Below are 23394 nucleotides of genomic sequence, written 5' to 3'. Positions count from 1 at the left end.
CTTAGGTTTTTTCAACCGTGCTTCTTGCACACAGATCATTCATCAATTGTTGTGCCGCTCGACCACTCATACCGCCATGACTCAATTCCCATTTACGTGCTTCGGCAAGCAATTCTTCTTCTGTCAAAGTAATTTCGGGATAATGTTTTGCCAATTCTTTTACAATGTGGAAATAATTTTTCTGATTTGGGCGCTCATAACAGATACTTAAACCAAAGCGAGCAACCAAGGATAGTTTTTCCTGCATGGTATCACTGTGATGCAGCTCATCTTGACTCATATCACTGCGATCGCCCCATGTTTCCCGAATGAGATGACGTCGGTTGCTAGTGGCATAAATGAGTACATTATCTGGCTTAGTTTCGACACCGCCTTCAATCACGGCTTTTAAAAACTTATATTCAATTTCGAACTCTTCAAAAGACAAATCATCCATATAAATGATAAAACGGTAATTACGATTCTTAATCTGTGAGATAATGGCCGATAGATTTTGGAACTGATGCTTATAAATCTCAATCATGCGTAATCCATCTTTGTAAAATTCATTGACGATTGCCTTAATGGATGTGGATTTACCGGTACCGCTGTCACCATATAATAATACATTATTCGCATTACGTCCTTCCACAAAAGCTTTTGTATTATCCACAAGCAACTGTTTCTGAAGCTCATAGCCGATGAGATCATCTAGATATACATTTTCCATATTATTGATTGGTAAGAACTTTACACTGCCATCTATATTGGGTTGTATACGAAAGGCTTTATTCAGACCAAACATACCGACGCCGTATTGGGCGTAAAAGTCGGTAATAATGTGAAAGATATCTTCTTCATCTTTGGCTTGTTCAATTTGTTTACTGATCTTGCGGACCATTTCAGAGACATTTTTATTATACATGCGTTCTTTTTTTTCAATGGCATGATACTGGGTGATGATGGTGAAACAATCGATTTGCAGGGTTTCTTCCATTTTTGAAAAATCATAATCAAACAAGTTTTTAAAGATTTTAAAATCATTTTTCGCGAAATGATTCACACTCCCTTGTTGAGCACCTCGTTTTTCACTGACTAAAGAAAAAGAATTTTCATTCATCAGTAATAGGTATGTCAGATAATTATGCCATAAATTATCATCAAAGCCATAACTCGTTGAAAGATCCAAAAGGGCTTTGATTTGTACATAGATACGTTCAATTAAGACACTTTCCTTATACTGTCCTTCATCAAAATCACGACAAATTTCACATAACTGTTGAAAGATACTGTCATTTCCAAAATTGCGATATAAAACTAGCTTAGCACTTTCTTTATACATAGGCACGCCTCACTTCCTGAATTGTCTTTATTATACCGAAGAGAAAGTGTTTTGAAAAGAAAATGAATAAATAAAATATAATTTTCATGAATTACTGTAAATAATTTACAGTTTTATTGAAAATATTATCAAAAATCATTGACAACGTTTCAAAAAAGATTTAAACTATATGCAATCAGTAACTTGAGTGAGGCAATAGAAAGGAAGTGGACTCATGGTGACTATAACGATTAGCGTCATTATTATTATTCTCATAGTCCTAAGTAAGTCTGTTTTTCTTTCAAGACTCATATGATGAGTCACTCACCAACAGATCACTTTTGTCGTATGTACAAGGGCGTAAGAGAACGAAAGAAAAGCAGCCATGAGAAAATGTGCTGCTTTTTTGATTAAATAGGAGGAAGTCTTATGAATAGCAAGGAAGTCGAGATGGCAGCCGCGAGGTTGCAGGGGAATATCCATAACGTTAAGGTCACAAGCTCGAAAACTTTTTCGGCGATGAGCGGCTGTGATTTATTTCTAAAATGTGAAAATCGTCAGAAGACAGGCTCCTTTAAGGTTCGCGGAGCATTTAATAAATTGGCGAAATTGAAAGAAGAGGGAAAAACCAACGAGGTCATAGCGAGCTCAGCTGGAAACCATGCACAGGGGGTCAGTTATGCGTCCAGTAAGCTAGGTATGCATGCAACGATCGTTATGCCCAAAAGCACACCGATTGCGAAGGTGTTGGCAACCAAAGGGTATGGTGCTGATGTCGTGCTCGCTGGTGATAATTATGATGAATGTTATGAAGAGGCCTTGCGTTTACAAAAAGAAAAAAAGGCAACCTTTATTCATCCTTTCGATGATGAGGATGTGATCGCTGGACAAGGTACAATTGCTTATGAAATCTGTCATGATTTACCTAATGTCGATATGATCGTTGTTCCTGCGGGAGGAGGCGGATTACTTGCCGGTATTAGCTATTATGCAAAACAAATCAATCCGCGCATCAAAATTGTCGGGGTACAGGCGGAAGGCGCTGATGCAATCGTTCAATCGTTTCAGCAAAAGAAGCATTGCTCAACAAAACGTGTCAATACGATTGCGGATGGAATTGCTGTTATGAACCCCGGTGAAAAAACAGTAAAGCTCATACAGGAAAATGTCGATGAAATGGTGAGTGTCAGTGATGACGAGATTGCCGCAACGATACTGCTTTTGTTAGAACGCGAAAAGTTGGTAGTAGAACCGGCCGGAGCGAGTTCTTTAGCAGCGGTGCTGAATCATAAGATGGATGTTACCGCAAAACGTGTCGTTTGTGTGTTGTCCGGAGGTAATATTGATGTTTCCTTTATTCATAAGGTCGTAGAAAAAGGCCTTGTAACACGAGGTCGTAATATAAAGTTTAAAACATTAATGTTAGATGTACCGGGAAGTCTGGAACATTTTGCTCATATCGTCAAAGAGGCAAATGCCAATATCATTGAGGTTCAATATGATCGCATTCAAGCGGATTTGAATTTGAATGAAACAATTATCCATGTGGCCGTTGAGGTTTCCAGTAAAGAACATGGGGATGCGTTAATCAAAGCATTAAAACAGAAAGGTTATGAAATTACAATGGAATAATAATTGATGATAACCCGTTTTTAAGGTGTTATTAAGGATAAAGATGGTAAGGGAAAGTTGTGAGGAGGTTTACACACATGAAGATGAATGGTTCGCAAATACTGATACAAGCCTTAATTGATCAAGGAGTGGATACCATATTTGGATATCCAGGAGGTTCCGTTTTAAATATTTATGATGCTTTATATGAGCGAAGTGATGATATACATCATATTGTTACATCACATGAACAAGGTGCTGCGCATGCCGCCGATGGTTATGCCAGAAGTACCGGGAAAACCGGTGTGTGCTTGGCAACCAGTGGCCCGGGTGCTACGAATTTAGTTACGGGAATTGCGACAGCTTATATGGATAGTATTCCTGTTGTTGCCATTACAGGTAATGTGCCGAATGATTTATTAGGGAGAGATTCCTTTCAAGAAGTGAATATTGCTGGAATCACGATGCCAATCACAAAGCATAATTTTATCGTACAAAATGTTGAAGATCTGGCATATGTCGTAAGAAAAGCATTTGTAATTGCCAATTCAGGAAGAAAAGGACCGGTCTTGATTGATATTCCAAAAGATGTCACAGCGGCGCTTACTGAATATGTAAAACTGCCAAGATATCGGATTCGTAAGCTGCCAAAGGTTGATGATGCAAAATTTGAAGAAGCATTGGAAGCGATTCGGCAGGCTAAGCGGCCAATGATCTATGCCGGCGGTGGTGTGATCAGCTCAAATGCAACAAGAGAGCTATTGAAATTTTCTAAACACATGGATATACCAGTATGCTGTTCCATGATGGGATTATCCTCCGTACCTTATGATTATGATTTATACTTAGGCATGATTGGTATGCATGGAACCCCTGTTTCTAATTATGCAACTTTGAATACCGATTTGATCATTGCCATCGGTGCGCGTTTTTCTGATCGTGTAGCAGGCAATCGTAAAGAATTCGGTAAGGATGCCAAAATTATTCATTTTGATATCGATGCTTCAGAAATTTCTAAGAATGTCGCAACCGATATTTCGATCGTTGGCGATGCTCGCTATATATTGAAAAAAATGATTGCCCGTATGCCGGAAACAAAGCATAAAGAGTGGACAGATACTTTAAAAGCTTTTAAAGATAAGAAAGACTTACCAAAACCTAGAGGTGATGATAAAGTAGATCCACGCGATTTAGCTTTGACCTTACACAATATTGTCGGAGAAGATGCCATCATAGCGACAGATGTTGGTCAACATCAAATGATCATGGCGCAATATTATCAATTTTCACGTCCGCGTAGTTTTATTAGCTCTTGTGGTTTAGGAACCATGGGCTATGGTATGGGCGCAGCTATTGGCGCAAAGGTCGCAAATCCACATCGTCCGGTTATATTGGTAAGTGGAGATGGCAGTTTCCATATGAATATGAATGAGATGGCAACAGCTGTCAGTGAACAGTTGCCAATTGTTATTCTGATTTTTAATAACACCGTACTTGGTATGGTACGACAATGGCAAACCTTATTTTATGACCATCGCTATTCAAATACAAGCATTGAACGTAAGACAGATTATGTCAAGCTTGCAGAAGCATTTGGCGGGAAAGGGTTACGTATTAAAACACATCAGGATATTGAACCGGTTATGAAAGAAGCATTGAGCAGTAAAGTGCCATGCATCGTCGATTGTTGGATCGATAAAGATGATTGTGTATATCCGATCATTCCACCGGGAAAAAGTGGTAAGGATATCATCTTATATGGAAACTAGGAGGTGGACAGAATGGAGAGAAGAGTAATCTCATTACTTGTGGAAAATCACTTCGGTGTGCTGACCAGAGTGACCAATCTATTTGGACAACGAGGCTTTAATATTGATACTTTATCGGTTGGTGAAACGGAAAATCCTAAGTTTTCGCGTATTACGATTACAACACGCGGAGATGAGGGAATCATCAATCAAATCAAATTGCAACTGGCCAAATTAGAGGATGTTAAAAAAGTTGAAGAGATACCAGAGGATCTACTGTTTATCCGTGAAGTTGTATTGATCAAGGTTGAGGTAAATAAAGATCAAAAGGATAACTTCTTAAAAGCAGTAAAAGATTTTGGAGGACGCTGTCAGTTGATCGAAAAGGGATGTTGTGTCGTGGAATTGACAGATACACCGGCAAGCATTGATTATTTCATTGAAGAATTACAGGATTATAAGATTGTGGAAATCAGCCGCACCGGTGGTGTGGCGATGGAATTATCCAGAAACGATTAGTCTTTTCAAGCATCTTTTGATGCTATAAGATAGGAATTACCAGAACAGGAGGAAAAAGATATGGTAAAGGTGTATTATGATGCAGATTGTAATTTGGATTTATTGAAAGGAAAAACGGTTGCTATTATCGGATATGGCAGTCAGGGACATGCGCATGCGCAAAACTTGAAGGATAGTGGTGTCAAGGTCGTTGTAGGTTTGCGACCAGGCTCTAAGAGTCGTGCCAAAGCAGAAGAAGCTGGCTTAACAGTTATGGATACCGCAGATGCCGCAAAAGCAGGCGATGTTGTAATGATCTTGGCTCCGGATCAGAATCAGCCGGATATTTATGAAAAGGATATTAAACCAAACTTGGAAGAAGGCAATATGTTGATGTTTGCCCATGGTTTTGCAATTCATTTTAATCAGATCGTCGCACCGGAAGGAGTCGATGTTACCATGTGTGCCCCAAAAGGTCCGGGACATACCGTTCGCAGTCAGTATTTAGAAGGAAGAGGGGTACCTTCTTTGATTGCCATCCATCAGGATGCAACCGGTAAAGCACGTGAATATGCATTGGCTTATGCAAGTGGAATCGGTGCTGGTCGTGCCGGCATCATAGAAACTACCTTTAAAGAAGAAACAGAAACTGATTTATTCGGTGAACAAGCTGTCTTATGTGGTGGTGTCTGTGAATTGATGCAGGCTGGTTTTGATACGTTGGTTGAAGCCGGTTATGAACCGGAAATGGCATATTTTGAATGTATCCATGAAATGAAACTGATTGTTGATTTGATTAATAGCGGTGGTTTTGCAATGATGCGTTATTCAATTTCTGATACTGCGGAATATGGTGATTATGTAACTGGTAAACGTTTGATTACCGAAGATACAAGAAAAGAAATGAAGAAAGTATTAGCTGAGATTCAGGATGGAACCTTTGCTGGTAATTGGATTACCGAAAATAAATCCGCAGGCCGTGCTCACTTCTTGGCAATGCGCCGTGTCCATGCCCAGCATCCATCAGAAAAGGTTGGTGCACAGCTGCGTAAGATGATGAGCTGGTTAAAAAAATAAGAAGAGCAGGTGAAGAAGGATGAGTAGAGCAAGTGATCGAGTTTTAAAGGGAGATGCCTGCGCGCCGCAGCGCTCCCTCTTCTATGCTTTGGGATTAACCGAAGAAGAATTAAATCGTCCCTTGATCGGTGTTGTCAGTGCGTATAGTGAAATTGTTCCGGGACATTTGCATTTGGATAAGATTAGCGAGGCCGTGAAAGCCGGTATTCGCATGGCAGGTGGTACGCCAATCATGGTACCTAGCATTGGTGTATGTGATGGTATTGCCATGGGGCATATTGGAATGAAGTACTCCTTAGCATCTCGTGAATTGATTGCGGATAGTGTAGAAACCATGGCTAATGCGCATGGGTTTGATGGTTTGGTACTTGTACCGAATTGTGATAAGATTGTTCCTGGTATGTTGATGGGCGCTTTGCGCGTGAATCTGCCAGCTGTAGTCATGAGTGGAGGAGCGATGCTGCCTGGTAATGATAAAGGCAAAGATATGAGTTTATCGACCATGTTTGAAGCGGTAGGAGCGAAAAAAGCAGGACTGATTGATCAAGAAGAATTGACGTACATTGAACAAAATGCTTGTCCAGGATGTGGATCTTGTTCCGGTATGTTTACAGCGAATTCGATGAACTGTCTATGTGAAGTGTTGGGAATTGCCTTGCCTGGCAATGGCACCATACCAGCCGTTTATTCGGCTCGCATGCAGTTAGCTAAAAAAGCCGGTATGGCAATCATGGATATGGTAGAAAAAGATATCAAGCCTAGAGATATCATAAATGAGCAGGCTTTACGTAATGGATTGGCTTGTGATATGGCATTAGGCTGTTCCTCAAATACGGTCTTACATCTTTTGGCCATTGCGAAAGAAGCGCATGTGGATATTGATCTGGATATAATCAATGAGGTATCACAAAAAACTCCAAATCTGTGTAAATTAGCACCTGCCGGACCGGATCATATCGTAGATTTGTATCGTGCCGGTGGCGTACAGGCAGTTATGAAAGAATTGCAGAAGAAACAATTGATTGATGATTCTTTAATGACCGTAACTGGCAAGACAATCAAAGAAAATTTAGCTAAGGCTGTCAATTTAGATCATAAGATCATCAAGGATATTGATACACCTAATTCACCTACTGGTGGCATTGCCGTATTATTTGGTAACATAGCACCAAAAGGCTGTGTGGTAAAGCGCAGCGCTGTGGATCCTAGTATGTTGGTGCATACAGGACGTGCCCGTGTCTTTGATAGTGAAGAAGATGCTATTGATGCTATTTATCAGGGAAAAATTGTCAAAGGCGATGTTGTCGTTATCCGCTATGAAGGACCAAAAGGTGGACCGGGCATGCGAGAGATGCTGAATCCAACAAGTGCATTGGCTGGTATGAAACTGGATAAAGAAGTCGCTTTGATTACGGATGGAAGATTCTCTGGGGCAACTCGTGGGGCAGCTATCGGACATGTATCACCGGAAGCCGCAGCGCATGGCCCGATTGCCATCATTCAAGAGGGAGATACCATCAGCATCGATATCAATGCCGGTAAGATCAATCTGATGATTGATGAAGCAGAAATGCAAAAACGGATGGATGCTTGGGTGAAACCAGAAGCGAAAATCAAAGAAGGCTGGCTGTATCGCTATGCACATCTTGTAACTTCGGCGGATGAAGGTGCTGTTTTAAAATAAGAAAATAAGAAGCAGACAGTATAATTGAGACTGTTTGCTTTTTCTCTGGCATGATGAAAGAGGTTGTTGCATATAGTAAGAAAGTGGATGAAACATATGTAAAAATTGATTGTAAAAAATTTCAAAAAAAGATATATTTTGTAACATAAATGCGGTATAATAAAAGACATGAAAGTGAGTTGATAGTATGGCAGTTAAGGATTTGATCCTTCCATCACATTATGAAAATAAATTAGATGTCATCTCAACAGAGGTTGCCATTAAATATGTAAAAGATTTATTTGAACGTAGATTGGCTCATCATTTGAATCTTATGCGCATTTCGGCGCCGCTGTATGTAAGAAAAAGTAGTGGATTAAACGATAATTTAAATGGTGTTGAGCGTCCAGTAGGCTTTGATATTAAAGAGATTGATGAAGATGAAATGGAGATTGTCCATTCACTTGCTAAATGGAAGCGAATGGCATTAAAACGTTATCATATCGGCTATGGAAAAGGTATTTATACGGATATGAATGCCATCCGTCGTGATGAAGATTTGGATAATCTGCACTCCACATATGTTGATCAGTGGGATTGGGAAAAAATTATCGATCGTCATGATCGTAATCTTGATTTCCTAAAAATGACAGTGCGTAATATTATGAAGGCGCTTAAAGAAACAGAGAAAGAATTGGATATCATCTTTGAAAATTTAGAACCGTTTATACGCGAGGATGTGTATTTTATTACCGCACAAGAACTCGAAGATCGCTATCCGGATATGACGCCTAAAGAAAGAGAATATACGATTACAAAGGAACATAAAACAGTATGTATCATGCAAATTGGCGATATTTTATCCAGTGGGCAGAAACATGATGGACGTGCACCGGATTATGATGACTGGTCATTAAATGGAGATATTCTTATTTACTATCCTATTTTGGATTGTGCTGTCGAAATTAGCAGTATGGGCATTCGTGTAGATGCTAAGGCACTACAAGAACAGCTGAAAAAAGCTGATTGTGAAGAACGTTTAACTTTGCCTTATCATCAAATGTTGTTACATGATGAATTGCCGCTTACAATAGGTGGAGGGATTGGGCAATCAAGAATATGTTTGATTCTTTTAAATAAAGCACATATCGGTGAGGTGCAGGTATCACAGTGGAGCGATGATATGATTGCCGAATGTGAACGACATCATATATATTTATTATAGTGATAAGTATCAATATTTGAGAGGCATATTATTGCATATGATAGTAACTATCATTGCTATTTTAATTCATAGTATGATGGTTTAAAAAGTGCTTACGTAAATAAAGGTTGGAACAATAGCACTGTGTGTTTTGGTAAAGATAAAGCTAGTGAAAAAAAGTGAAGAGGACACATGATCGTATCCTGTTCACTTTTTTGATGTGTTCTTAAGTAGGATAGCATTTTTACTAGCATATTCATTTTGTTGTTTTACACTGTATGATTTTTTATTCATAGCATGCTCTAATCAACAGCATGGATTTTAGCTGACAATGCCGTGAAAAAGCTATTTTCTTTTGTTTTCTCTGTGTTCATCTAGCAATCGTTGAATGACGGCTGCATCTGGATCGATATAAATGGTCTTATAGGTCGTTAAGGATACAAAGCTTCCTTTATTGCCAGGAATCTTTTTTAATTGTCGTTGTTGGCAGTAATTGATTGGAACACTGGAGGAATAGCGCCCGATAGAATACCAGGCAGCTAACATGGCCGCAGTCCGTAAAGCAGCTTCATTTGGCTGTTCTAAAGTAAGGATGACATGAGCACCATGCAAATCTTTTGCGTGCAACCATGTATCTTTTTTTCGTGCGAGTTTCCATGTGACATAGTCATTCTGCAAATTGTTTTTACCTACATATATGCGATAATCATCAAATAGAAACGTTTCATAATGAGGAAGCTCTTGCTTTTTCTTTTTCCGGATACGACTTTTCTGTGCACGTAAATACCCTTGTTTTACCAATTCTTCCCGTATCTCAATGGCATCTTGAACACCAGCTTGCGATAATTGCGTTTCCATAGCCTCAAAATATGCAATTTCTTTCTCACACAAAGCGATTTGTTCCCTTAAAATACTCTGTGCTCGTTTGCTTTTATGATATTTCTGATACCAGCGATTGGCATTACCTTTTATATCAAAACGCATATCGATAGGAATCGCAATCTCTTCTCCTGTTTCAAAAGAGGGCAGCGTAATTATCGGTTGTTTCTCAATTTCATGCATATAAGCAAATAATAAATCCCCATATTCTCGATATTTATCACAATCCATAGATTCAGCTAAAGATTGCTTAAGTTTTGGGAGCTTTGAGGTGTTTTTATGCAACTCGCGTTTGACACTGCGATATAAATCTTGACTTTGTTGTTTGATGCGCACTTTTTCTTCTTTTTCATAAAACAGAATATCCATGCCATGCATTAAAGGATATTGACGATACGTATCTGTTAGATGTGTAAGTGGAATACAATGAAAATAAACCTGATCTTTAACATCGCTAATATATAAAGTGTTGGAATCGTGAATCTTCTTTAAAATATCGTTGAATGCCTCACCTTTGTGCATGCGGTATTGTACCTCTTTAGACAAGAGTGGGGAAAAGCCATGAAACTGTTTGCTGAAAGATTCTTCGGCATCAAATGGTCCGTGATGATATGGGTCTTGTTTGTTACTGTGTGGCTCTGGCAAGGTAAATACTGCACCGGGTAAAATGGTACGTTTACTGTTTTCAAACGGCGGGATACGTTTTAAGGCATCAACGATGCGTCCATCTTCATCTACCAAAATGATATTGGCATATTTGCCCATTAATTCAATATATAAGTGCTTTTTATGAATATCACCTAATTCGTTGCGTGCTTCCAACTCCATATGGAGGATACGGTCAAGACCAAGCTGTTCTATGGTATGGAGGATGCCGCCATCAATCTGTTTTCGCAACAACATTAAAAAGTTGCTGGGAACCTCCATTGTCGTATAGGATTCTTTTGTGAAATTTATACGATTATAAACGCTGTGCAAAGAGATTAACAGTTTTTGATTGCCTGTTTGGGTACGTAATGTAAATAATAATTCAGTATCACTTATTTGTTGCAATTTTAATAATTTAGCTGGTAAAGCTTGCGCTATTTCTATTCGTAACTGTCTTAATAATAATCCATCAATTGCCATGCTTATCACCTCGTGAGTAACATTATAGCATAAAAGCAGAAAATAGCGAAAACATGTTTGACAAGCGAAATCACTACTAGTAAAATAAGTATAAAGAATAGAGGGTGTGCAAATGAAAAAAGGTCTGTTAATTATTATCAGTGGTCCTAGTGGAGTAGGAAAGGGAACCGTGCGTAATTACTTTATGAATGATGCGTCATTGAAATTGGCATATTCCATTTCCATGACGACAAGATCACCAAGAGCTGGTGAACAGGATGGCGTTGATTACATATTCACTACGAAGGAAAAATTTGAAGAGGCAATCCAACATGGTGAACTTTTAGAATGGGCTGAATTTGTTGGCAATTATTATGGCACTCCCATGTCACAGGTAGAAAAACTGCGCAATGAAGGAAAAAATGTCCTTTTGGAAATCGAAGTGCAGGGGGCTACGCAAGTAAAAGAAAAATGTCCAGATGCTTTAACAATATTTATTATTCCACCGAGTATGGAAGAATTGGAAAATCGAATTCGCGGTCGTCGAAGTGAGCCAGAAGAGGTTGTACAGCAGCGTTTGGCGAAAGCTGGAAAAGAAATGAAGATGGTGAATAATTATAAATATATTGTTTGTAATGATGACCCTAAATTGGCTGCAGAATTAATCAGTTCGATCATTAGACGTCACATGGAAACGGATAATAAATAACTTTATACGCACATGGTTCATGTGCGTTTTATTAAACATTTGAGTATCCTACAAGAAGCGCATGGAGGGTATATATGCAGATAACGAAAGAGGAAATAAAACGTGTCGTTAGTAATGTACAAAATTATACTTTGGCAAAGAAATATCTGAAGGCTGCTGATATAGAAAGCATGGTCGTTTTATGTGATGCATCCGGACAATATCATGTGGATGCCCATATAAATCAGGATGTTTATAGTAATCATATTACCATTACCATAGATGAAAATTATCATGTGACGGCATATGAATGTAGTTGCCCTTTTTGTACGCAAGAAAGTGGCTGTGCTCACGTTGGTGAAGTGTTGATGATCATCTCTATTATGGAGCCATGTATGTTCCCTTATCATTTTCAAAGACAGAAATTCTTACTTCGTTATCAGGAATATCAGCAAACCAGAAATAATGAAGAAGAGCAAAAACAGCAAAATAGCCTATTACAGCGATATGAAGAACGTAAGGCAAGACGGTTGCGTGAATACGAGGAATATCGGCGTCAATTAGAACTTGAACAGCGTAAGCGTCTTATGGAGAAAGCGCATGAATGGCTGGATGAGCAGTGGCATAAGGATCAACAGTTTCCCATTCTGCAAGGACATCAGGATATCCATTTATATGTGCAGTTAGAGAATATAGGTAGTGAATATGGAAGTCATTTAAGGGATTGCTATATTTCATTAAAAATTGGCAAAGGCCGTAAACGCATGTACATCGTTAAGAGAATACAGGAATTTCTGGAAGCTATCGCTCATGAAGAATATATCAGTTATGGAAAAGAGCTAGCTTTTACTCATACGATGGAGCAATTTGATGTAACATCACAAGAGCTTATTCAACTGTTAAAGGATAATATGTCCGATCATCTTTATTATTATTCAGGACGTGAAATGCGGATACAAGAAGAAAAACTGGATGCTTTTTATGACAAGATGCTGGATATACCAAGGGAGTTTCGTGATTTTAATCTTGTGGAAGAAAAAGGAAAGATGTGCATTGAAATACTTCCTAAGGATGAGGATTATCAGATTGTTCTGTTAAGCCCCAAACGCAATATGATCTTGGGGAAAGAGCATGTGTATAAAATTAAGGAAAAGACGCTGATTCGTAAAACGATGAATCATTACAGCGTTTCTTTATTAAAACAACTACTAGAAGAAGATTTTTGGATTGGTAAAAACGATATTCGTCGTTTTCAAGGCCATATCATAAAACAGTGTAAAGGCTATCTTACGGTGAAGAATAAAGAATGTCTGCCTGTTTATATGGAAGAAGACTATATACAGCTATTTGCGGATATGGATGAGCAAGGATTAATTAGTATCCGCATCAAAGCACACATGCCTGATGGTACCATAGTGAATGGCTTTGATGATACGGTGAAGGAGCAACTTTTGCATGTACAGTTGGTATGTGAATGCGTACAGGCATATGCACAAACGATTGATTATGATGGACATGTTGCTTATCTAAGCCAACAGCAGGATACAACATTAGTCTTTCTACAGGAAGGCTTACCATACTTAAGCCGTTATTGTGATATCTTTGTATCCGATGCGTTAAAGAGCATCAATGAACCTATGGCCATGCATGTAAGTGTTGGCATTGGCATGTCAAATGATCTTTTACAGATTGATATTGCCAGTGTTGATGTTACAGCGGATGAGTTATATGATATTTTAAGGGCATATCGAAAGAGACGGAAATATTATCGTCTGATGGATGGACGCTTATTATCTTTAGAAGGAAAAGAGCTAGAAGAAACCAATGCTTTATTAGATGATTTAGCAATTGATTTAAAAGATATTAAAAAAGGCAGTGTACAAATGCCAGCATATCGCAGCTTTCATATGGAAGATGTTTTACAGCAAGATCATGATGTCGATATTACAGCGAAGCAAAGCTATGTAGATTATCTTTCACAATATCACAAAAAGGATATCAAGCTAGCGGACATTGCTTCTCGTTATGAACATGTGCTGCGTGATTATCAAAAAGAAGGTGTGAAATGGATGCAGACATTGCACCATTATCATTTCGGTGGTATTTTAGCAGATGATATGGGCTTAGGAAAAACTTTGCAGGTCATTGCTTTATTAGAAACAATGAAGCAAGAAGGACAGGTTTCCTTGATTGTTACTCCAAGCTCTTTGGTGTTAAATTGGGAAGATGAATTGCAGAAATTTCAGGCGGATTTGCGTGTACAATGCATTATGGGAAATGCCAAAGAAAGATGCATGCAAATAGCATCTTTCTCACAATATGATGTATTGATAACATCTTATGATTATTTAAAACGTGATATTACACAGTATGAAACCATTCATTTTTACTATCTTGTATTAGATGAAGCACAGTTCATTAAGAATCAAAAGACGAAAAATGCGGAATGTGTGAAGCAGCTTAAAGCTGTGCATCGCTTGGCATTGAGTGGTACTCCGATTGAAAATACATTAGCTGAATTATGGAGCATTTTTGATTTTTTAATGCCGGGATATTTGTTTAATTATCATTATTTTCAAACACATTTCGAAAAGAATATTGTACAAAATCATGATGAGCAAACACAAATGAAACTGAAAAAGATGGTGGAACCGTTTATTTTAAGACGTACCAAAAGCAAGGTCTTAAAGGAGTTACCAGATAAAATTGAACATACGCTCATGATTCCATTTGAAGATACTGAAAAGAAACTATATTTGGCAAATTTATCTCAGGTCAATCAAGCATTAAGCAAACATCTGCAGATGGAACGTCCGGATAAATTTGCGATTCTTGCCATGTTAACGCGGCTTCGTCAGATTTGTTGTGAACCGCGTATCCTATATGAGAACATTACTACTGCAAGTAGTAAATTACTATATTGTTTGGATTTGTTAGAAACTTTACGGGAAAATCATCAAAGAGTCTTGTTGTTTTCATCATTTACATCTGTATTAGATATCTTGGAAGAGGAACTTATCAAGCGTCGTTTTTCTTATTTGAAGCTGACAGGCAACAATACAAAACAACAGCGCCGCGATATGGTACAGCAGTTTCAAAATGGTTTGACAGATGTTTTCCTAATATCTTTAAAGGCCGGGGGAACCGGATTGAATTTGACAGCAGCAAGTGCTGTTATACATTTTGATCCATGGTGGAATGTGTCTGCGCAAAATCAAGCAACTGATCGTGCGTATCGCATCGGTCAGAATCAGAATGTACAGGTTTACAAGCTGATTATGAAAGATAGTATTGAAGAAAAAATACAAACATTGCAGAAGATGAAAAAAGATTTATCAGATCATTTTGTAGAAGAAAATGAAGGCAGTATTTATCATATGTCTTATGATGAAATTGTTTCCCTTTTTGATATGGAATAAGCCATTCCAAATAAGAAACATGCTCGTATCCTGTAGAGCAGAAAGGACATTTTGTTTATGAAAAAAACCATGGAAAGATTATCGAATTTTGAAATTTTAAGAATCATCAGCATGTTGTTGATCATATGTCATCATTTTGCGTTGTATAGTGGTTTTCGATATCCTTCATCCACGATAACAATGAATAGCGTCTTCATTCAATTTTTATCATATGGGGGTCAGCTTGGCGTTAACTTATTCGTATTGATCAGTGGTTATTTTTTGGTAAAGAATGAATTCAAAGTAAAAAAAGCGGTGAAGCTGTGGATGGATATTTCTATATATGCGATTATCATCATGCTTATATTTGCTATTGCCGGTACCGATTTCAACTTCTTTGAAGTCGTAAAGAATATCTTTCCGATACCTTATAACATGTGGTGGTTTGCGACATCTTATTTCATGATGTATTTGCTATCCGGATATATCAATAAACTAATTTGTGCTTTATCTAAAAGGGAATTGGATCATCTCATCTTATTGTTAATCGTCATATGTTCGATTCTGCCTACGTTTATGGCAGCACGTATGACATCTACCCTTATGTGGTTTTTTCTGTTATATATCATCGCTGCCCGAATACGTTTATATGCATTGACAAATAAAGTTTTTGATCACAGTTTAATGATTGGGGCAATAGGATATGTTTTCTGTTTAGGATCTTGTGTACTATTTGATATCATTGGTACAAAAATTGCTATTTTTAGTGATTATGCTACTTATTTTGCAAGAATAGATTCCATCACGATGTTGTTTTGTTCAATCTTCTTATTTATAGGATTCAAAAATCTAAATATTAAGCATTCTAAGGTGATAAATACGATTGCCGCAACAACCTTCGGTGTTTATTTACTTCATGAAAATGAATATATTCGACCATTCTTATGGAAAACGGTATTTCATAGTGCGGAACATGCGAACGATAATCGTTTAATTTTATATGCGATAGGGGCAATCCTAGCTACGTTTGCGCTATGTTCTTTCATTAGTTATACATATAATAAAACAATCGGGCGATGGATAAATGCCCTATTAACCAAAGCAAAATAGGTAATCATAAATTTAAGCATCCATTTGAAAAAAGTCTTATACATAAGCTCAAAAAAAATCCCCGCACTGCCAACTAGCGAAGGGCAAGTGTAGGGGATTTTTTAGAATAGGTGATTAAACGATACCTTGTTCAATCATAGAATCCGCAACTTTAATGAAACCAGCAATATTTGCGCCAACCATAAAATTATCAGGAGCGTCATATTCTTTTGCTGTTTCACTCACTGTCTTATAAATGTTTTCCATAATATCTTTTAATCTAGCATCCACTTCTTCTGCTGTCCAAGAAAGGCGCAAAGAATTCTGTGACATTTCTAATGCAGAAGTGGCAACACCACCGGCATTGCTTGCTTTACCTGGAGCAAACAGGATGTGATTTTGCATCAGTACATCAATCGCATCTGGCGTTGTTGGCATATTAGCACCTTCGCATACGGCGATAACACCATTTTTGATTAATGTTTCAGCATCTTCTTTGTTTAATTCATTTTGCGTAGCACATGGGAGTGCGATGTCGCAAGGGGTATTCCAAATACGACCATCCTTATGGAAAACAGAACCTTTCACGCTTTTTGCATATTCAGAAATGCGTCCGCGGCGAACTTCTTTGATTTCTTTCATAACATCTAAATTGATGCCGTTTTCATCAATGATGTAGCCACTGGAGTCACTCATAGCGATGACCTTGGCACCTAGCATCGTTGCTTTTTCCGCTGCATAAATAGCTACATTTCCACTACCGCTGATAACAACTTTTTTTCCTTTAAAGGAGTTACCTTTATCTTGCAGCATAGCTTCTGTAAAATAGCAAAGGCCATAACCTGTAGCCTCTGTTCTTACTAAAGAACCGCCCCATTTCAAACCTTTACCGGTCAAGACTCCGCAAAACTCATTGCGGATGCGTTTATATTGTCCAAACATATATCCAATTTCACGTGCTCCAACACCAATATCGCCAGCTGGAACATCTGTGTTAGGACCGATATATTTGCATAATTCAGTCATGAAACTTTGACAAAAGCGCATAACTTCAGCATCACTTTTTCCTTTTGGATCAAAATCACTTCCGCCTTTGCCTCCGCCGATAGGCAGTCCAGTCAAAGAATTTTTGAAAATTTGTTCAAATCCTAAGAATTTGATGATTGATATATTTACGCTTGGATGAAAACGAAGACCACCTTTGTATGGTCCGATAGCGGAGTTAAACTCAATGCGATAACCGCGATTCACTTGTAGTTTTCCCTGATCGTCTACCCAAGGCACACGGAAGATGATTTGACGTTCTGGCTCAACGATGCGCTCAAATACACCTTTTTTTATATATTCCGGATGTTTCTCTGCAACCTTTTCCAGAGAAAGTAATACTTCGTCAACAGCCTGAATGAATTCCACATCATTTGGGTTGCGTTTGATGACAGCTTCTTTAATGTAATCTAATTTAGCCATAGTATTCCTCCTTTTAGCCTGCCTATATTATATACGCAAAAAGAAAAAATGAAAATAAAAAATTTAATTTTTTCATATTTTTGAAAATATATTCATTTCTTATGAAAAATAGAACCATATAATTTCGTGTTATTCCGACGCATTTTGAAACCTGCATCGCTTACGATGATAGCGGTGATAAGATGAAAGCAAGTGAAATGCGGGAAGGGCAGCGTGCTATAATTCAGCATATTGAAATGTCAAAGACAGATAAAAAACGTTTATTCTATTTAGGCATCTATGAAGGAGGCGTCCTTACGATGCTGCAAAAAGCGCCCATGAAGGATCCTATATTATATTTTGCACAAGGCAATCAATTGATTCTAAGAAAAAAAGATGCTCAAAACATTCAGGTGGAGGTGATTTAATGAAACAGTATCAGGTGGCCTTTGTAGGCAATCCAAACGTTGGGAAAAGTGCCTGGATCAATGCGTTAAGTAATGCGCATTTCCAAGTGGGGAATTGGCCAGGTGTTACCGTTGAAAAGAAAGAAGCCATCGTCACATGGGGAGATGCTCAATATCATTTTATTGATCTTCCCGGCTGTTACAGTTTAGAAACAATAGGGAATGAAGAACGTATAACCACACAGTTCCTAAAAGAAGCACACGTAGATATCATCGTAAATGTGCTTGATGCAACCAACCTGTCTAGAAATTTATTACTCACTTTGTCATTGCGTGAATTGCAGCTGCCCATGCTTTTATTGTTTAATTTTATGGATGAAGTAGAAAAACAACATATTCACATCGATATGAATGCATTACAGCGACGCCTTCAAATACCAATATTGCCTTACAGTGCTTTGGATAAAAAACATTATGGAGAAGTAAAAAAGGCAATCATCCAAATGACGAAACAAAAGGTCTGTTATTATCCATTGTTAGAAAAACAAGAATTACAGGTATACATACAGTTGTTTGAGCGTATCGAAAAGGCAGTTCCTAAAGATAGCGTTTATGAAGAAGATGAATTGCATCGACTTTGTATGCGTTTTATCCATAAGGATGCTGCAACATGGCGGCAATTAAAAAACTGGGGGATACAAGAGATAGAATTACAAGCGTTTGCACAAAGGTTGGATGATAAAACGATGCAGCAACACCGCTATGAGATCATTCATTCCTTTATGAAGTATGTAAAACAAGATGAACATCAACGCTATGCAATATCACGGCGCATTGATCGTATGATTTTGCATCCATATCTTGGTATGCCAATCTTTTTGGCTATTTTTACAATAGTATTGTTATTTGTTTTTCAAGCCAGTGCCCCATGGACGACTTTTATTGATTATCTGATTCATGACATTTTATACAAATATCTGGCAGTTGGAATAAGTTTTTTACCAATAGCAGTGCAAAAACTGCTTCTGGATGGTATTCTTGCCGGTGTTGGCGGAGTACTGGTTTTTCTTCCTTTAATGGCTTTTCTCTACATGGTCTTATCGATCCTAGAGGAAAGCGGTTATATGTCACGCATTGCTTTTCTATTAGATCGAGCTATGCGAAGTTTTCATTTAAGTGGGAAAAGCTTTGTGTCCTTATTGTTAGGCTTTGGTTGTAATGTACCGGCAATCTATTCTACCCGCACCTTAGATAATGAAAAACAGAAAAAAATGTGTGCTTTATTAATCCCTTTTATGTCATGTGGAGCGCGTTTACCTATTTATGTTTTATTCGCTGCGGCATTCTTTCCCCACAAAGCCGGATTGATGATTGTTACCATGTATGCATTAGGTGTCTTTTTGGCCCTTATCTTAGCCTTTGTCTATTCACGATTTACGGCGTTTAAAGAAGATGCTATCTTTATCTTAGAGCTGCCTCCTTACCGTCTTCCTAAACTACGCATGGTCTTTGCCAAAGTAGTCTTGGAAGTAAAAGGTTATATCAAAAAAGCCACTGGGATAGTTTTATGGGCCATGGTTATTTTATGGGGTCTATCTTATTTCCCTAATGGACAGGTATCAACTAGTTATTTAGCAACTATATCGCAGAAGGTAGCGCCTCTTTTTGAGCCATTAGGCTTTGGCAATCGTTGGGAATGTGTGGCAGCATTGCCTGGAGGTATCATTGCGAAAGAAACAATTGTCGGCTACTTTGAAACGCTTTCCCATCCATTGAAAGAGGAACAAACACAACAATCCTTACAGCCGCTGGAAGATATGGCGGCAATTGGTAAACATGCCCAAACGGCATTAACGGATAGTATTTTTGCCTTCATCCGACCACAAATTCGTCTGAAGCCGGATAACGATGCCCAGGTATCTATGATACAATCCTTATGGTCAGATGAACATGCGAATCTTAGAGCTTTTTGTTTTATGGTTTACGTCTTATTAAGCATTCCTTGTATTATGACCTTGCAAGCGATGTATCATGAATATGGATGGAAACTGATGAGCATATCGATTGGCAGTATGTTATTAATACCATATCTAGTTTCCTTACTTATCTTTCAGATCTTTTCTTTATTTTAATACTAATACAAAGGAAAGCTGTGCAGGAGTATAAGAAATCAGGAATTTCCTGATTTTTTCTTATTTGATGAAGGATGATTGTTATTCACAGTAATTGTCCTTCCTTATGATGTATAAAACCGTAAAACAAATAGCAATTCCTTGATTTTTGTTTCCTATTTTGAAAAAAAAGACTATAATGATAAAGAATAAATTTTTTAAAGGAGAATCTTTCTTATGGCAAGAGTTAGTGAAACTTTTTTGAATTCGTATCAAGCAATGCAGATGGACAAGCTTCAAAAACCAATCATTTTTGTTGTGGATATGATTAATGGATTTGTAAAAGAAGGCGCATTACATGATGAAGCAATTCATGATATCACTGCGAATATCCAACATTTGCTTCAAGATAAAGCGTGTCGGTGTATCTTTATCGCAGATGCCCATCCGCCAAAGACAAGAGAATTTAATGCTTATCCAAGCCATTGTGTCATTGGTACAAGTGAAAGTGAAATCATTGAGGAATTACAACCTCATGTAGATGAAGTAATGCATAAAAACAGCACAAATACCTTTACATGTCCAGACTTTCAAGCATTTTTGGGAAAACGTATTCAGAATTACCAGGATATTGTCATCACCGGTTGTTGTACCGATATTTGTATCCTACAATTTGCGCTGTGTTTGAATGCCTGGTTAAATGAACATAATTATGATGATATGCGTATTATTATTCCTATTGATTGTATTGATACTTTTCATATCGAAAATGTTCATGAGTGTGTTACGCATAATGAATATAGTATCCGCAATATGGAGAGTAATGGAATCTTAATGGTTTCAAGGATAGAAAGAGGGTAAGCTGTATGAAAAGTCTAGATTATAAGTTTGATTTTCGAGATGAACGTAACTTGAGTTTGGTCATGGATTTTTATGAATTGACCATGAGCCAATGCTATTTTAATTCAGAAGCGCGTGAGCGTATCGTAACCTTTGATTTGTTTTATCGTAAGAATCCGGATAATGGTGGATATGCTGTATTTGCCGGCTTAGAAGAAATCATCGGCTATATTCAAAATCTTCATTTTGAAGATGAAGATATTGCCTATTTGCGTTCCTTACATAAATTTTCAGATGCCTTTTTAGATTATTTGCGTCATTTTATCTTTACGGGTGATATTTATGCCATCAAAGAAGGAACACCAGTCTTCCCCTATGAACCATTAATTCGTGTAAGAGCAAAAATTATTGAAGCACAGCTGTTGGAAACAGCAATGCTTTTATGTGTGAATCATCAAACCTTAATTGCGACAAAAGCACGAAGAATTGTCAAAGCTGCAAAGGGAAGAGCAATCATGGAATTCGGTGCACGCCGTGCCCATAATTTTGATGCAGCCAATTATGGAGCAAGAGCTGCTTATATCGGTGGTGTAGCAGGTACGGCAACAACATATGCCGGTCAAAAATTTGGTATGCCTGTCTTAGGTACAATGGCACATTCTTTTGTTCAATCTTTTGATAATGAATATGATGCATTCTTAGCTTATGCAAAAACATATCCGGATAGCTGTACCGTTTTGCTAGATACCTATGATACTTTAAAAAGCGGTCTGCCGAATGCGATTCGCGTCGCTAAGGAATATTTGGAACCTAATGGCTATCGTATGCAGGGTGTGCGCATTGATTCTGGAGATATGGCATATTTGTCTAAGAAGATTCGTAAAGCTTTGGATGCGGCGGGAATGGAAGACTGCAACATCGTTGTGTCCAATTCATTGGATGAGTATTTGATACAATCCTTGATTTCGCAAGGGGCCCAAATCAATAGTATGGGTGTTGGCGAAAATCTTGTGTGCAGCAAATCCACGCCAGTGTTCGGCGGTGTTTATAAAATGAGTGCGGTTTATGAAGATGAGAAAATGATTCCTAAAATCAAAGTCAGTGAAAATGTCGAAAAAGTAACGAATCCGGCATTTAAGGATTTATACCGGATATATGATAAAGAGACGATGAAAGCTATTGGTGATATCATGACGGTTCATGGAGAAGTGCTTGATCCTAATCAGGATTTGACTATTTATCATCAGATGAACAGTTGGAAAAATAAAACGATTCCAGCTGGAACCTATATCATAAAAGATTTATTAGAGCCAATTTTCATAAATGGTGAGCTTGTATATGATGTGCCGGAATTATCCGCAATACGTGATTACAGCGAAGCAGAATTCTCACATATGTGGGATGAAATTCTGCGCTTTGAATATCCACAGACATACTATGTGGATCTGTCGAAAAAGCTCTTAGATCTAAAACTTAAAATGTTGGAGGATGTTAAGCATGTCAATGCCAATAAATAAACGCGAACGTTTTTTGAAACGTCTGCTTTATGGTTGTGCTGCTGTTTATATCATCACGTTGTTTCTTGCCCTTTATCATAATTTTATGGTCAAAGATTATAATGCGCTAGGCATGGGGTTTGTAGCAATGCTGACACCGTTGATCGTTCCTGTCCTATTTAAGGTATTGCATTTTCAACCCGTATATGAAATCTATATCATATCGACTGTTTTCACCTATTTTGCGTCATTGATCGGCAGCAGTTTCCATTGGTATTCTTTGACAGGATTTGATAAGGTTCTGCATTTTTCCAGTGGTTGGATGTTTACAACAGTAGCCGTTATTCTGTTTTTCTTCATTCGGAAAAGTAATACCTTTCCTGAAAAAAAAGATTTCACTTTATTTTTAGTGTTTATTAATGCTGTGAATATCGCGATTGGAGAAATATGGGAGTTTTATGAATATGCGATGTTGATCTTCTTTGACAACGATTGCATCAATCATTATACACAAGGTGTACATGATACGATTACCGATGTTATGTGCGCTACCGTTGGCGGTATCTTATTAACCTTATTGATTGTTAGGTATTATAAGAGTGGGAAAAGTAATTTCTTTACGAATGTGTATGAGAAATTTTATGAACGTAATATCAAACCAAGAATGAAGGCGTAAAGCCTTTTTTTCTTCATTAAGCGATATGCATCTACGGCTTGGATGTTGCAAATATTTTTGGTTATTTTCTTGTTTTTTTGGTTATTTTCATGAAATTCATAGGATTATTGCTATGAAACACTTGCGTCTGTATATGTTTCGCGTTACTATGAATGT

The 23394-nt window shown here is 37.8% G+C and carries 17 protein-coding genes; 14 read left to right on the top strand and 3 right to left on the bottom strand.

What is annotated here, in order from left to right:
* Position 1: 1 nt before the first annotated feature.
* Positions 2-1321: an ATP-binding protein gene (locus EDD61_RS07730; RefSeq protein ID WP_020990818.1), complete on the bottom strand. Its 1320-nt coding sequence runs from the start codon at positions 1319-1321 to the stop codon at positions 2-4.
* Between the two features lie 408 nt (positions 1322-1729).
* Between EDD61_RS07730 and ilvA the strand changes: the two genes are divergently transcribed.
* The 6 genes from ilvA (at position 1730) to asnA (ending at position 9122) form a co-directional block, all read left to right on the top strand.
* Positions 1730-2932 carry a threonine ammonia-lyase gene (gene ilvA / locus EDD61_RS07725; protein ID WP_008687851.1) on the top strand — a complete coding sequence of 401 codons (1203 nt, stop codon included), beginning with the start codon at positions 1730-1732 and terminating at the stop codon, positions 2930-2932.
* A gap of 77 nt (positions 2933-3009) precedes the next feature.
* The gene (gene ilvB, locus EDD61_RS07720) at positions 3010-4680 is read left to right on the top strand and encodes a biosynthetic-type acetolactate synthase large subunit (protein ID WP_008687852.1); all 1671 of its coding nucleotides are present in this window, start codon (positions 3010-3012) and stop codon (positions 4678-4680) included.
* Positions 4681-4692: 12 nt separating this feature from the next.
* Complete coding sequence (gene ilvN / locus EDD61_RS07715) at positions 4693-5178, top strand: acetolactate synthase small subunit (protein WP_008687854.1); 486 nt, start codon at positions 4693-4695, stop codon at positions 5176-5178.
* A gap of 60 nt (positions 5179-5238) precedes the next feature.
* The gene (gene ilvC / locus EDD61_RS07710; protein ID WP_008687856.1) at positions 5239-6234 is read left to right on the top strand and encodes a ketol-acid reductoisomerase; all 996 of its coding nucleotides are present in this window, start codon (positions 5239-5241) and stop codon (positions 6232-6234) included.
* A gap of 19 nt (positions 6235-6253) precedes the next feature.
* Positions 6254-7918 (top strand): dihydroxy-acid dehydratase, encoded by a 1665-nt coding sequence (gene ilvD / locus EDD61_RS07705; RefSeq protein WP_128125151.1) that lies wholly within the window; start codon positions 6254-6256, stop codon positions 7916-7918.
* Positions 7919-8105: 187 nt separating this feature from the next.
* Complete coding sequence (gene asnA, locus EDD61_RS07700) at positions 8106-9122, top strand: aspartate--ammonia ligase (RefSeq protein WP_008687865.1); 1017 nt, start codon at positions 8106-8108, stop codon at positions 9120-9122.
* A 324-nt stretch (positions 9123-9446) separates the two neighbouring features.
* Here asnA and EDD61_RS07695 read toward each other — a convergent pair whose 3' ends face one another.
* Complete coding sequence (locus EDD61_RS07695; protein WP_132224895.1) at positions 9447-11108, bottom strand: Rqc2 family fibronectin-binding protein; 1662 nt, start codon at positions 11106-11108, stop codon at positions 9447-9449.
* Positions 11109-11220: 112 nt separating this feature from the next.
* Here EDD61_RS07695 and gmk point away from each other — a divergent pair, with 112 nt between their 5' ends.
* From gmk to EDD61_RS07680, 3 genes are all read left to right on the top strand, one after another.
* Complete coding sequence (gmk, locus tag EDD61_RS07690) at positions 11221-11796, top strand: guanylate kinase (RefSeq protein WP_008687868.1); 576 nt, start codon at positions 11221-11223, stop codon at positions 11794-11796.
* A 74-nt stretch (positions 11797-11870) separates the two neighbouring features.
* Positions 11871-15194 (top strand): DEAD/DEAH box helicase, encoded by a 3324-nt coding sequence (locus EDD61_RS07685; protein ID WP_132224893.1) that lies wholly within the window; start codon positions 11871-11873, stop codon positions 15192-15194.
* Positions 15195-15251: 57 nt separating this feature from the next.
* Complete coding sequence (locus EDD61_RS07680; RefSeq protein ID WP_132224891.1) at positions 15252-16283, top strand: acyltransferase family protein; 1032 nt, start codon at positions 15252-15254, stop codon at positions 16281-16283.
* A 114-nt stretch (positions 16284-16397) separates the two neighbouring features.
* Here EDD61_RS07680 and gdhA read toward each other — a convergent pair whose 3' ends face one another.
* Entirely contained in the window at positions 16398-17729 is a 1332-nt protein-coding gene (gene gdhA, locus EDD61_RS07675) for an NADP-specific glutamate dehydrogenase (RefSeq protein ID WP_132224889.1), read from the bottom strand.
* A 182-nt stretch (positions 17730-17911) separates the two neighbouring features.
* Between gdhA and EDD61_RS07670 the strand changes: the two genes are divergently transcribed.
* From EDD61_RS07670 to EDD61_RS07650, 5 genes are all read left to right on the top strand, one after another.
* A complete protein-coding gene (locus EDD61_RS07670) occupies positions 17912-18136 on the top strand; it encodes a FeoA family protein (protein ID WP_008687876.1) in 225 nt (74 codons plus the stop codon).
* A complete protein-coding gene (feoB, locus tag EDD61_RS07665) occupies positions 18136-20247 on the top strand; it encodes a ferrous iron transport protein B (protein ID WP_132224887.1) in 2112 nt (703 codons plus the stop codon). Before EDD61_RS07670 ends, feoB begins: the two co-directional genes overlap by 1 nt.
* Positions 20248-20463: 216 nt before the next feature.
* Positions 20464-21087 carry a cysteine hydrolase family protein gene (locus EDD61_RS07660; RefSeq protein WP_132224885.1) on the top strand — a complete coding sequence of 208 codons (624 nt, stop codon included), beginning with the start codon at positions 20464-20466 and terminating at the stop codon, positions 21085-21087.
* A 5-nt stretch (positions 21088-21092) separates the two neighbouring features.
* Positions 21093-22583 carry a nicotinate phosphoribosyltransferase gene (locus EDD61_RS07655; RefSeq protein WP_008687882.1) on the top strand — a complete coding sequence of 497 codons (1491 nt, stop codon included), beginning with the start codon at positions 21093-21095 and terminating at the stop codon, positions 22581-22583.
* Positions 22564-23238, top strand: a complete 675-nt coding sequence (locus EDD61_RS07650) for a DUF2238 domain-containing protein (RefSeq protein WP_008687883.1) — start codon at positions 22564-22566, stop codon at positions 23236-23238. Before EDD61_RS07655 ends, EDD61_RS07650 begins: the two co-directional genes overlap by 20 nt.
* Positions 23239-23394 lie beyond the last annotated feature (156 nt).

Origin of the sequence: Longicatena caecimuris, assembly GCF_004341945.1 — a bacterium.
In the GTDB taxonomy this organism is placed as follows: Bacteria; Bacillota_I; Bacilli_A; order Erysipelotrichales; family Erysipelotrichaceae; genus Longicatena; species Longicatena caecimuris.
This window is presented reverse-complemented; position numbering and strand designations above follow the sequence as displayed.

Bases quoted from the DNA above. Each gene is read 5' to 3' on its own strand.
- EDD61_RS07655 (WP_008687882.1), top strand. From the start codon at position 21,093: ATGAAAAGTCTAGATTATAAGTTTGATTTTCGAGATGAACGTAACTTG.
- EDD61_RS07650 (WP_008687883.1), top strand. From the start codon at position 22,564: ATGTCAATGCCAATAAATAAACGCGAACGTTTTTTGAAACGTCTGCTT.
- gmk (WP_008687868.1), top strand. From the start codon at position 11,221: ATGAAAAAAGGTCTGTTAATTATTATCAGTGGTCCTAGTGGAGTAGGA.
- ilvN (WP_008687854.1), top strand. From the start codon at position 4,693: ATGGAGAGAAGAGTAATCTCATTACTTGTGGAAAATCACTTCGGTGTG.
- feoB (WP_132224887.1), top strand. From the start codon at position 18,136: ATGAAACAGTATCAGGTGGCCTTTGTAGGCAATCCAAACGTTGGGAAA.
- ilvA (WP_008687851.1), top strand. From the start codon at position 1,730: ATGAATAGCAAGGAAGTCGAGATGGCAGCCGCGAGGTTGCAGGGGAAT.
- EDD61_RS07730 (WP_020990818.1), bottom strand. From the start codon at position 1,321: ATGTATAAAGAAAGTGCTAAGCTAGTTTTATATCGCAATTTTGGAAAT.
- gdhA (WP_132224889.1), bottom strand. From the start codon at position 17,729: ATGGCTAAATTAGATTACATTAAAGAAGCTGTCATCAAACGCAACCCA.
- ilvC (WP_008687856.1), top strand. From the start codon at position 5,239: ATGGTAAAGGTGTATTATGATGCAGATTGTAATTTGGATTTATTGAAA.
- EDD61_RS07660 (WP_132224885.1), top strand. From the start codon at position 20,464: ATGGCAAGAGTTAGTGAAACTTTTTTGAATTCGTATCAAGCAATGCAG.
- EDD61_RS07670 (WP_008687876.1), top strand. From the start codon at position 17,912: ATGAAAGCAAGTGAAATGCGGGAAGGGCAGCGTGCTATAATTCAGCAT.
- EDD61_RS07685 (WP_132224893.1), top strand. From the start codon at position 11,871: ATGCAGATAACGAAAGAGGAAATAAAACGTGTCGTTAGTAATGTACAA.
- ilvB (WP_008687852.1), top strand. From the start codon at position 3,010: ATGAAGATGAATGGTTCGCAAATACTGATACAAGCCTTAATTGATCAA.
- EDD61_RS07680 (WP_132224891.1), top strand. From the start codon at position 15,252: ATGAAAAAAACCATGGAAAGATTATCGAATTTTGAAATTTTAAGAATC.
- ilvD (WP_128125151.1), top strand. From the start codon at position 6,254: ATGAGTAGAGCAAGTGATCGAGTTTTAAAGGGAGATGCCTGCGCGCCG.
- EDD61_RS07695 (WP_132224895.1), bottom strand. From the start codon at position 11,108: ATGGCAATTGATGGATTATTATTAAGACAGTTACGAATAGAAATAGCG.
- asnA (WP_008687865.1), top strand. From the start codon at position 8,106: ATGGCAGTTAAGGATTTGATCCTTCCATCACATTATGAAAATAAATTA.